Raw genomic sequence first — 11,886 nt, forward strand, 5'->3', positions numbered from 1 at the left:
ACTATCTTTAATAGAAAAAGGAGAATCTAGTGTTGCAATGGGAGCTTATTTTTATGTTTTAAGAGTATTAGGTCTACAAGATGATTTCATAAAACTAGCAGCAGATGATGAATTTGGTAGAAAATTACAAGATATAGAATTGTTATAAAAATGGCTATTAACAAAACTGACATATATGTTTACGCAGATTGGGAAGATTTTAAAATACCACAATTAATGGGTATTTTATCAGCTCATCAAGCAAAAGGACGTAAAACATTTAGTTTTTCTTACGATAAACAATGGTTAAAATCGGGTCAACAACACTTAATTGATCCTGATTTAAGCTATTTCTCAGGTCTACAATTTGCAAATAATAAAGAAAACTTTGGAGTCTTTTTAGATAGTATGCCCGATACTTGGGGACGAACTTTAATGAAAAGACGTGAAGTTCAATTATCAAAAATTAATGGCGAAAAAGCTAAAACATTGTATGATATTGATTATTTATTAGGTGTTTATGATGAAACTAGAATGGGTGCAATTCGATTTAAATTAGATCCTAATGGAGAATTTCTAGACAATGATTTAGCAAAAGCAACCCCACCTTGGTCAACTGTTCGAGAATTACAACAAGCCGTTGTTCATTACGAAAATGATACAGACAATAATAACCCTGCATTATAGTTTCTCCCATTCCATTTTGCCAGAAGTAAATAACAAACTATAAGAACAACAATAATAAACATTGTTCTTGAAACTATATACCAATTTGATATATAAATTTCTTTCGCTTTGCGCTTAGCAATTGTTTTGTAAAAAATGAAAATGGTTCTATTATAAATCCTTTTGTAACAGAACCATTCTTATATTAATATTTTTGATTTATATACACTTCTCTGTAAATAGCTAATCTTTTAAAAACATTTTAAGAATCTTATATGCAAAATTTAGATCTATTAGCTTAATAGCATACTAATAACTGATAGAATCACTTTTAACAATTAAAAGTCTATGTAGAATATTTGAATTTAATCTATAATTGTTAAATGTTTAAGATTATAATAAATAAAAATCATCTATTTTTTCTTCACATAAAGTTTTGATTACATGTATCCATGAATCATTATCATTTAGACATGAAATATACTCATAAGCTTCTCCCCCATTATCAATAAATATTTCTTTTCCTTCCATTGCTATTTCCTCTAGAGTTTCCAAACAATCAGATACAAATGCAGGGCAAACAACTGCCAATTTTTTTATTCCTTTTGATGGTAAAACTTTTAAAGTAGAATCTGTATATGGCTCAATCCATTTATCTTTTCCTAGTCTAGATTGAAATGAAACAATTGTTTTTTCACGAGATAAATTTAATTTTTCTATAACTTTTTTTGTTGTCTCAAAACATTGATGACGATAACAGAATTGATGACTTGGATTAAATTCTCTATCACAACAGTCACTTAAATTACAAGTCCTTGTAGGATCTGTTTTATAAATATGTCTTTCTGGGATACCGTGGTAAGAAAATAACAGCCCATCAAAATCATTCGAAAACTTGTCTTTTATACTTTCAACAAGACAATCTATATATATATCTTTATTATAAAATGGTTCCACATAATTTATTTTAACAAATGGAAATTTTTCTTTTCTTACTTTTTCTGATTTCTCTACTACAGATTCTGTTGTACTCATAGCATATTGAGGATACAATGGAAATAGTACAATCTTATTGACTCCTTTCTCAACTAGTTTAGAAATTCCATTTTCTATACTAGGTTCAGCATATCTCATTCCTATTTCAACAGGAATATCAACAATATTTTGTAATTTATTTTTTATTTTTTCAGTAATGACTATTAAAGGAGATCCCGCATCTGTCCAAATTTTCTCATAAGCTTGTGCGGATTTTGATGGTCTTGTATTTAGAATTATTCCTTTTACTAAAAGTGTTCTTAGAATCCAATTATAGTCAATAACTCTTTCATCCATTAAAAACTCTCCAAGATATTCTTTTACGTCATTTACGGACGTAGATTTAGGTGATCCTAAATTAACTAATAATATTCCTTTTTTACTCAATTTATTTACTTTTATGGTTACTAATTTTTTTTAATAAATAATTAAAAAAATGTATAAACATGCAACTCTATTTACAATTTAAATGAAATTTGTATATTAATGCATTACAACATTTACAAATCGGAAATATTTATAATTGTTTTATAACAATCAAAATACTCTTGTCCATAAGTGTTTTTATTATTCATTATTTTTAATCTAAATCTTTGATAGAAAGTTTTTACAAACCTCACTTTTACTAAAGACAATAAGGTGCTTAATTGAATCCAGCTTGAAATTTCAGTATGGATGTAGATACCTTGTAGTGAAGTTTTGATATTAATTCTTCAAAAGCAGAAAATGTAGAAAAATATATTATAATCGTTTAATATTTTAAATCATTATTATTCTTTCATTTTACTTCTTAATGCTTCGTTAAAAATGCTTAAAACTCTGTTTCGAGCAAAATTATGAGCAACTATAGGAGAAGGATAATCATCAGTTTCAAATTCTGATACCCACTTTTTAATGTAAAGAGATTCTTTATCAAATTTCTCTGTCTGAAGAGTTGGATTAAAAACTCTGAAATAAGGTGCCGCATCGCATCCTGATCCAGCAACCCATTGCCAATTACCATTATTTGCAGACAAATCATAATCGTTTAGTTTTGAAGCAAAATAAGCCTCTCCCCAACGCCAATCTATGAGTAGGTGTTTGCATAAAAAACTTGCTGTGATCATTCTTACTCTATTATGCATAAAACCAGTTTGATTAAGCTCTCTCATTCCTGCATCTACAATAGGATAACCTGTTTTCCCATCGCACCATAGATTAAATTCCTGCTCATTATTCCTCCACTTAATAGCATTATACTTAGCCTTAAAAGGTTGGTGAACAACATATGGAAAATGATAGAGTATTTGCATAAAAAATTCTCGCCAAATTAATTCATTTAGCCATGTTTCATTTAGCTCTATCGCTAATGCAACACATTTTCTTACACTAATCGTTCCAAATCTAAGAGCTATACCTAATTGGGTCGTACATTGTAAAGCAGGATGATCCCTATATTTATGGTAATTTTGAATAATTTCCTTATCTAGCTTTGGCTGTTTGAATAAAATTGATGTTTTTAAAAAACCAATTTCTTTGAGTGAAAGAATCGTTTTGAATTCTGTTTTCAAAAATTTACTGTAATCAGGCTTATAACATTTATAATCTTCAGTTTTCAAAATCTGTTTCCATTTTTTTGCATACGGAGTATATACTGTATAAGGAGAACCATCTTTCTTTAAAATATCTTTCTTGTCAAAAATTACTTGATCTTTAAATGCTTTAAACGAAATGTTATATAACTTAAAATAATTGTAAATAGAAGTATCTCTTTTAATTGCTAAAGGTTCATAGTCACGATTACAAAATATAGAATGAATAGCAAACTCTGTAGAAAGTTGCTGAAAGATTTTGAAAGGATCACCATAATATACATGGAGACTTGTCCCAAAGGATTTTAATTGATTATTAATCTTTTGAAGCGCTTGATGAATATAATCCACCCTCTTATCTTTCTTGTCATCCAGTTGTCGTAGAATACCTTCATCAAAAATAAAAATAGGTAACACATGAACTCCAGATGAAAGAGCGTGGTACAGTCCAACATTATCTTCTAAACGAAGATCTCTTCGAAACCAAAAAATGGAAATTTTATTTTTCATTTAAAAATGGATTATCATTTCGATTATGTTCTACCCAAACCAAATTCGATATATCAAAACCAATTTCTGAAGCTAATGCAAGAAAGTTTGTTTTAATTTTATCAGGAATATCTTTTGTTCTAGATAAAATCCATAAGTAATTTAGATTTTTACCTATAACCAATGCATATTGATAGTTTTTATCCAAAGCAATTACGTTATAACCAGCATAGAAAGGTCCAAAAAAGCTTACTTTTAGCTTTCCTATTTGCTTACCGTCTCTAAATTTTGCTTTACCTATAGCTTGCTTCCATACTTGTTTATCCTTATTAAATCCGCTATTTGAAACCATCAGATTTCCTTTTTTATCAAAAGTGTAGTTAGCGGAGACATTATCCAAGTTTTTTTCAAAACGAAAATCTAAACGAGCGATTTCAAACCAAGTACCTAAATACCGATCAACTTCAAAATTTCGAACAGCTTCAGCCTTTTTAGGAATAGAGGAACATGAATTGGAAAGTATTAACAATCCTATACAAGCTGTTTTCAATAGTATTTTATTTTTCATTTTCATGAGATTTTGATTTAAATTGTTTAAAAAAATAGAGAACTAAAAGAAATTGCGTATATCCATACACAGCATCTTCTATTGGTATAGTTCCCATTCTGATTCCCAAAAAATCTTTTGGATTATAATTAACAATCGGATTTTCAATAAAACTACCCGTTAATACCCCATTAACCGGAAAAAAACCAAGCATAAGAAGCATAAAAACCAAAGATGCTTTAGTAAGCCAATCTACTTTAGCAATAAAATGCAAATAGATCAATGTAAGTATCGTAACTATTGTTGTAATGAGGGTGTAAATTTTGTCTGTATGCAATAAGCCGACAACCGACAAAATAATAATGCTTACAAAAAGCAATAAATTATTAAAAGCACTTAAGGCTTCCAATTTGTAGTATTTATCAATGGTGTAATAGGTAAAAATGCAAGAGAACGGAATGCAAATAAAGAATAAAATTTCTTCCAAAGGCAAACCAAAAAAATTAATCCCAAGAGTATAATTGGTATTAAACCACCATACTCCATGAGCCGTAAACCATATATCCCAAGCAATAAAAGGAATAGCTACTAAAATGGCAGCTTTTAGGAATGAACCAAATTGAAGATTGAATTGAATTCTTTTGTCAAAAGATGCTATAAAGCAAATGATGATAGTGAAAAACAATATGAGGGCATAAGTATAAGTCATCATGATTTAGCCGATTTAAAATACATTTTGAAATACTTCAACGGCACATATAAAAAACCAAAACATTCTCCTTCTTCTTTTCCTAAATGTTTGTGATGCTGCTTATGTGCTCTGCGAAGTGCTAAAAAATAAGCGTTCTTAGTGTGTGTGAAAAACTTTATCCGTTGATGAATAAAAATATCATGTACAAAAAAATAAGCCATGCCGTAGAGCATAATTCCCAAGCCGATAAAAAACAAATAATTGAAATTTTCTAATGACCCAAAATACATCAGCGCAATAGTGGGGATTGCGAAAATCACAAAAAACCAATCGTTTTTTTCTAATTCACCATCGTTGCTATGGTCATGGTGATCTCGGTGTAAAACCCATAAAAATCCATGCATAATATACTTGTGAATAAGCCAAGTAGCTGCTTCCATCAGTATAAAAACAAGTATAACAAGTACTATTTTCATTTTAATTTTTGTTGAAGAGGTTTTCTAAAACATGAAATCTGTAATTAAATATTTTTTCTAATTTCTTTTTTACAAATAAAGCGTGGGCTAAATTTCCTAAAAGTCCGAAAGGCAGTTCATAATCAACTTTATCTATCATGAACACACCTTTTTCGTTGGGTATAAATTCGTGGCGATGGTTCCATAATTTGTAAGGCCCTTTTTCCTGAAAATCCGTAAAACTCTTATTGGGAATTACCTCTGTAATTCTTGTTTTCCATTTCAAGGGAATGCCAAACAATGGTGAAACCGTGTAATCGATTATCATTCCTTCAAATATTTTATTTGTTTTTTGTTCAGATAACACGTTAAATTCCATATCTTTTGGGGTTATTTTTGATAAATTCATCGGTGATGAAAAAAAATCCCATGCGGTTTGTAAATCACAATTCAATTGTTGTTCTCTGTATAATTCATGTTTCATAATTAATTACTTTAAGAGTGTTTCAATATTTTTTTGAAGAAAATCTGAATTGATGTTTTTTTTGTTTTTAACAAGAAAATCCTTGTCTTCTTTTAAATGACTGTTATACCTCAAAAAAGAAGGTGCATTTTTCTGAACAGAAAAACGGATATATCTCATTTCAACATTTTCAGGTTCTTTACTAATGGCTAATTCAATGTTATTCTTTCCTTTCCTAAAAGTAGCAAGTTTGCTCAATGGATTAAAAACATGATTTGCCCAAATCGTTTGATAAGCACCAAGATAGGCTAAATCTATCACCGATTTTTCTTTAGACAGTTCTAATTCCTCAATCATCTTTTTACATAGTTTTTTATCTAGAACAGCTTTGCTGTAACTCGTCCTAACCTCATTCAAATCTGAATTTTTAAAGAAAACATTCATCAATAAAACGGTTGAAAATAACATCAAAATTTTCATTACATAATCGCAATTTTATACCTTACATAACTTTTAAAAGCCACAACTATTTTTTGAGGATTGGAAACCCGAACCCTATTATTTAATATTTCTGAGGATTTTTTTCGTTTGATTTTTCTAAACAAAGAAATGTAATACTTATACGCCAAATACACACCGAACATAGACGAATTTGGAAGCTTTTTAATGCCGATTAAAGCTTCTTTAAATTCCTCCTCTATTTCTTTTTCAATTTGGCATTTTATGTGATTATCAAAGACCGCCATATCAACATTCGGAAAATAAGTTCTGCCTAAAATTTGATAATCGTCTTTCAAATCTCTTAGAAAATTTATCTTCTGAAAAGCAGAACCTAATTTCATTGCATACGGTTTTAATTCTTCAAATTTCTCTTTGTTTCCTTCCGTAAAAACCTGTAAACACATCAAGCCCACTACTTCGGCAGAACCGAAAATATATTCATTGTACAATGCTGAGTTGTAATCAATTTTTTGCAGATCCATTTCCATGCTATTAAGAAATTGATCGATAAGAACCGTATCAATTTCATATTTATGCACGGTTTCCTGAAAGGATTGTAAAATGGGATTAAGTGAAATCCTTTCTTCTAAGGCGTTTTGAGTTTCAATTTTTAATCTGTTTAACAGTTTTTCTTTATCGTACTCGTGAAAACTGTCTACAATTTCATCCGCCAGTCTCACGAAGCCATAAATAGCGTAAATAGCGTTGCGGATAGAAGGCTTTAATGCCAAAATACCCAAAGAAAAACTTGTGCTGTATTTTTGTGTTGTTATCTTACTTACCGAATAAGAAAGTTCGTCAAATAGCTGTTTCATATTACTCAGTTTTGAATTTGGTTATTTCGTTAGCTACTATTTTACCCGATATAATGGACGGTGGAACGCCAGGACCTGGAACGGTCAACTGACCGGTATAAAATAGATTATTTACTTTTTTATTTCTCATTTTCGGCTTCAAAACCGCAGTTTGATTAAGGGTGTTTGCCAAACCATACGCATTTCCACCATAGGCATTATAATCTTGTACAAAATCGTTTACACAATAACTTCTTTGGTACTCAATTTTTGAAATTAAATCGTTTACTCCTGTATGCTTTTCAATTCGGGAAAGCATTTCTATTAAATACTTTTCCCTGTTTTTTTCATCGTCTTGAATGTCAATTGCCAAAGGCATCAACAAAAACAGATTTTCTTTTCCTTCAGGGGCAACACTCTTATCTGTTTTAGAAGGACAACAAGCATAGAACAGTGGGTTTTCTGGCCATTTTTTTACTCCATAAATACAATCAATATGCTCGTCTAGATCGTTTTCAAAAAATAGTGTATGGTGTTTGAGGTTGGGAATAGTTTGATTTATACCCAAATAAAATATCAAACTTGACGGTGCAAAAGTTCTACTTTGCCAATATTCTTCGGTGTAATTCCTTAATCGCTCCTCTAAAAGTGTTTCTGTGTGATGATAATCTGAAGAAGCGATTACGGTATCAAAAGATATATTTTCTCCATTTATATGCAAAGAAGATATTTTGTTATGGCTCGTATTAATTTTTTCAACCGTTTTATTAAAGTGAAAAATTGCTCCTTGTTTTTCTGCAACCTTCTGCATTGCCAATACCAATTGGTAAAATCCTCCCATAGGATAATGTGTACCCAATGCGTAGCCTCCATAATTCATCAGACTGTACAATGCTGGAATGTTTTTTGGCGATGCTCCTAAAAAAATAACAGGAAATTCCATCAGCATTCGTAACTTCTCATCTTTAAAGTAGCTACCAACATAGCTTCTGAAGTTTGTGAGCAAATTTAATTTCAATGCACTTTTCGCAATTTTGGGAGATACAAATTCTAACCAACTGTGACTAGGTTTTGTAACGAAGTCTTTCATACCCACCTCGTATTTGTACTTTGCCGACTGAATAAATTTTTCTAATTGAACTCCTGCACCTTTTTCTATGGTTTCAAACAGTACTTTTAAGTCTTCAAAATTTTCAGGAATATTCATTTTCTCATCAGAAAAAATCATTTCAAACTGAGGATTTAAGGAAATTAAATCATAGAAATCAGAGGTTTTGTATCCGAAATCAACAAAAAATTTATCCATAATATCAGGCATCCAATACCAGCTTGGTCCCATGTCAAAAACAAAACCTTGCTCTGTGGTAAATTGTCTGGCTCTACCACCCGGCTGATTATGTTTCTCAAATACATGAACTTCGTGACCCGCTTTTGCCGCATAAGCAGCAGCCGACAATCCGGAAAACCCAGACCCAATAATAGCTATTCTTTTTTTCATATCTCGTTTTTAACTTCATTTATATGTAGAATAACCATAAGGAGATACAGTCAATGGTACATGAAAATGCTTATCCCCTTTAATATGGAAAACAATCTCGATAAAAGGATAAAATGTTTGCAACTTTTTTCTATCAAAATAAGATTCAATATGAAATACGAGTTTATAAACACCGTCATTATTCTGACCATAAGGTAAAAAATTCCCTATTCTACCATCTTTATCTGTAATTTGTGTACTTACCTTAGTCCACGAATTGTCCACATTCATTTTCTGTAATGTAACTGAAACAGATGGTGCAGGCTCTCCAGTAGAATTATCTAAAATATGACTGGACAATTGATATGTTTTCGTTTGTGAAAAACAAAACAACGAACAACAGATAAGTAGAAAGAAAAATATACTCTTTTTCATACTAGTTGTATTTAATTAATATGTTTGTAAGCCTCTTTTAATAGAGATTCTGTTTCAAAATTCTTTTCATAGATTGCTTGATGAAATTCTTCGAGTTTATGAAGTAGATTTATTAATTCCATTTTTTCAACATAAGTTAAATTACCTGCTACAATTTGTGTCGCAAGCCTAATTTTATCCATTTGTTCTTCAAGAACTTCTAAACCTACTGAACTAATTTGAATAACTTTACTTCTTTTATCCAGCTCAGATGAAGCTTGATCTACCCAACCTTTAGCAATTAGTCGATTTATAATTTGCATCCCTACTGGTTTTTCATGCACATTTTTCTTTATCAAATCCATTTTTGTCATCTCCCCAAATGCCTTTAAATTGATTAAGTAAATAAAATCTTCTTGAGATGAAAAATCCGATCCTATAATAGCAGATTTTGAATAACTTTTCGCATACCTATTCATATGAACAAGCAATGTACTTATAACACTTTCAGGCGATCTCATTTTCTCTTTTCCGATCCAATTAGGAACATCACAAGAACTTTCTAGCTGATTATTTAAAATAATCCACTTTTTAAAATCATTAATAGAAGCATTAGCATTACACGTATTTTCTTTTTCAAATTCTTCTATTAAATCAACTACATCTTTGATTAATTTGAAATTCATTTCTTGTATTTAGTTTACAAATATACCATTTTAAAACAAATAAAGAATAATATTATACTAAATATTAAAAATAATATCCGAGCTTATTAAAAATTATTAAAAACTATGTCATTTTATAATTATAATTATAATTCTAATTTATTTTTGTGAAGTCGATATTAACATTATAATTTAAATAATCGTTAAAAGTTTATAATTAAGAGGGGAATACATATTCTCACTTTTTTATTTGATGTCCCAATTAAAATTCCATAGATTTAAAAGAAAAAAAATCAAGTTAGAAGCTCAAGCAATATTATTTTATTAGTAAGTCAAACATTTTTTATAAAAATTAGTAAAGATATTTTATTACAATATGTTAAATTTTTAATAAACTTAACCACACCACCCCCTACACCATTGATAAATAAAGACTTTTACACTTTCTGTATCGAAATCTATTATAGAGAAGATGGCTACATCGAAAAAATAACTTATGCAAATGAAATCATTAATTACCTAAAAATTAACTTTTAAAAACTAATATTATACATAAAACTTATCACGATAAACAGAAAGAAATAGAAAAAGTAATGAAACGTGTTCCAAACTGGTTATCGAAAGGCTATAAAGTAATAAATAGTGTTATTCTTTTGAAATTTTTGGAACTAAAAAAAAACGATTCAATTTCTAAACAAAAATTTAACATGGAATGTGATGAATAAATTGGAAGGAGTAAATTTACTGGAGACTTTAATCAGATGACTAATTTTGGACAAAGAAATCATGGAAAATTTTTCGAAACTATAAATGATCAAGTCTATTTATGGAAGCCTGTTGCTGAATTTATTCATGCAGAATACGAAAAAATTAAAAAGAATTATTGATTTCTCAAAAGAGAATCTTTCAGAATTTTAGCAATTTCTTGACGTAAACTTTCTGGCTTAATTACTTTTAAACTCCGCGCTCGTGACATGATTTCTTTAATAAAATCGGGCGTGGGTTTTAGTTTCAAATAAATGCGAACTCCATTAGGAATATCTTCAACTTTTTGCGAATGATGAATCGGTAAACTTTTGATATAATTACCATCGCTAGAGTCAAATTCCAATTCAATCTCCTCTACCCTTTTGTCCCCATCATCAAACATCGCAAATAACGATTGATACTTTGTTTGAATATCCTCTATTGAAAATTTTGGAGCTAACTTTTCCCTATGAAAAGTTATATCAGACATTCGATCAAAACCAAATGCACGCAATCCATTATTATTTTTATGATCATTTCCGATTAAATACCAACGTTCAAGACTTTCTTTTATCGCCAAAGGTTCTATAATACTCACATCTTTTTAATTTGTATCATATTTTAGATAATTAAACTGAATCACCTTTTTATCTTTGATAAAATCTACAACATCAGTAATTTGATTTACCCCCAAAGGTTTTCTTTCTTAGATTAAAAACATTTCAGGCAAAGCATTCGCTTGATTCATGATGGCAAACATTTCATAATAATCCAATGATGTTTCGATTAAAAATTCTTGTTCTGAATAATTAATAAAATAGCCTTTTGATTTAGTATATTTTAAATCTATTCCTAATTCATTTTTAATCTTCGTTTTATCTCGACTAAAAGTCGTGGGTGCGTATATAAAAGCCTCATCTCCTGTAATCATTGCTAAATAAGATGAAATCTCATTATTGCCCACAAACTTGTTCGCTTTATTACTTTCTCTAATAAATTGCACGAACTGAATCAAACGTAAAAAAGGAACTATTTTTCTTATGTTGTAAAAATGAAGTAAATATGAAGACAAAACTATTTAAAGTCACAATTTAGTAAAAAATATTTTTGATATTCTTTCTTTAAAAATATAGATCCAACTACTACAAAATTAGTTGATAACTATTTTGATTTAGCAAGAAATGATGAGTTTGAATTGTTGCAAAAAAATATTCTAGACTATTTTGCTTATAAAAATTCTAATAAACATGTTTCAAAAAAATTATCAGTTGTTCTTGAAATTTTAAAAGAAAAAACAAAAAAAATCAAAATTTATTTTTTGCGAATTATTTTTTGGATTTACGACATTTAAAATTTTAAAATCCATAACATAAAATGTCCGTTATATCATAC

Annotated in this window: 14 protein-coding genes and 1 pseudogene; 2 read left to right on the forward strand and 13 right to left on the reverse strand. The window is 29.3% G+C overall.

Annotation, left to right across the window (positions count from 1 at the left end):
- Positions 1-148: pseudogene (locus tag N5D46_RS14790) on the forward strand (transcriptional regulator); the annotation flags it as partial.
- A gap of 2 nt (positions 149-150) precedes the next feature.
- Positions 151-666, forward strand: coding sequence for a hypothetical protein (locus N5D46_RS14085; RefSeq protein ID WP_280050372.1), 516 nt, complete (start codon positions 151-153; stop codon positions 664-666).
- Between the two features lie 372 nt (positions 667-1,038).
- Here the strand turns inward: N5D46_RS14085 and hemH are convergent, their stop codons facing one another.
- From hemH to N5D46_RS14150, 13 genes are all read right to left on the reverse strand, one after another.
- Positions 1,039-2,067, reverse strand: a complete 1,029-nt coding sequence (gene hemH / locus N5D46_RS14090) for a ferrochelatase (protein ID WP_280050373.1) — start codon at positions 2,065-2,067, stop codon at positions 1,039-1,041.
- Positions 2,068-2,450: 383 nt separating this feature from the next.
- The gene (locus tag N5D46_RS14095) at positions 2,451-3,761 is read right to left on the reverse strand and encodes a deoxyribodipyrimidine photo-lyase (protein ID WP_280050374.1); all 1,311 of its coding nucleotides are present in this window, start codon (positions 3,759-3,761) and stop codon (positions 2,451-2,453) included.
- Positions 3,751-4,308: a lipocalin family protein gene (locus N5D46_RS14100; RefSeq protein WP_280050375.1), complete on the reverse strand. Its 558-nt coding sequence runs from the start codon at positions 4,306-4,308 to the stop codon at positions 3,751-3,753. The genes N5D46_RS14095 and N5D46_RS14100 overlap by 11 nt, the downstream gene beginning before the upstream one ends.
- Positions 4,298-4,999, reverse strand: a complete 702-nt coding sequence (locus N5D46_RS14105; protein ID WP_280050376.1) for a lycopene cyclase domain-containing protein — start codon at positions 4,997-4,999, stop codon at positions 4,298-4,300. The genes N5D46_RS14100 and N5D46_RS14105 overlap by 11 nt, the downstream gene beginning before the upstream one ends.
- The gene (locus N5D46_RS14110; RefSeq protein WP_280050377.1) at positions 4,996-5,454 is read right to left on the reverse strand and encodes a sterol desaturase family protein; all 459 of its coding nucleotides are present in this window, start codon (positions 5,452-5,454) and stop codon (positions 4,996-4,998) included. Before N5D46_RS14110 ends, N5D46_RS14105 begins: the two co-directional genes overlap by 4 nt.
- Before the next feature lies 1 nt (position 5,455).
- Entirely contained in the window at positions 5,456-5,917 is a 462-nt protein-coding gene (locus N5D46_RS14115) for an SRPBCC family protein (RefSeq protein WP_280050378.1), read from the reverse strand.
- Between the two features lie 6 nt (positions 5,918-5,923).
- Complete coding sequence (locus N5D46_RS14120; protein ID WP_280050379.1) at positions 5,924-6,376, reverse strand: hypothetical protein; 453 nt, start codon at positions 6,374-6,376, stop codon at positions 5,924-5,926.
- Positions 6,376-7,212: a phytoene/squalene synthase family protein gene (locus N5D46_RS14125; protein ID WP_280050380.1), complete on the reverse strand. Its 837-nt coding sequence runs from the start codon at positions 7,210-7,212 to the stop codon at positions 6,376-6,378. Before N5D46_RS14125 ends, N5D46_RS14120 begins: the two co-directional genes overlap by 1 nt.
- A 1-nt stretch (position 7,213) precedes the next feature.
- Positions 7,214-8,689: a phytoene desaturase family protein gene (gene crtI / locus N5D46_RS14130; RefSeq protein WP_280050381.1), complete on the reverse strand. Its 1,476-nt coding sequence runs from the start codon at positions 8,687-8,689 to the stop codon at positions 7,214-7,216.
- Positions 8,690-8,704: 15 nt separating this feature from the next.
- A complete protein-coding gene (gene uraH, locus N5D46_RS14135) occupies positions 8,705-9,028 on the reverse strand; it encodes a hydroxyisourate hydrolase (RefSeq protein WP_280050382.1) in 324 nt (107 codons plus the stop codon).
- Between the two features lie 86 nt (positions 9,029-9,114).
- A complete protein-coding gene (locus N5D46_RS14140; protein WP_280050383.1) occupies positions 9,115-9,768 on the reverse strand; it encodes a MarR family transcriptional regulator in 654 nt (217 codons plus the stop codon).
- A gap of 859 nt (positions 9,769-10,627) precedes the next feature.
- Positions 10,628-11,092 carry a WYL domain-containing protein gene (locus N5D46_RS14145; protein WP_280050384.1) on the reverse strand — a complete coding sequence of 155 codons (465 nt, stop codon included), beginning with the start codon at positions 11,090-11,092 and terminating at the stop codon, positions 10,628-10,630.
- Positions 11,093-11,200: 108 nt separating this feature from the next.
- A complete protein-coding gene (locus N5D46_RS14150) occupies positions 11,201-11,497 on the reverse strand; it encodes a hypothetical protein (protein WP_280050385.1) in 297 nt (98 codons plus the stop codon).
- Positions 11,498-11,886 lie beyond the last annotated feature (389 nt).

The sequence above is a fragment of the Empedobacter sp. GD03865 genome (genome assembly GCF_029840775.1).
Lineage (GTDB): Bacteria > Bacteroidota > Bacteroidia > Flavobacteriales > Weeksellaceae > Empedobacter > Empedobacter falsenii_B.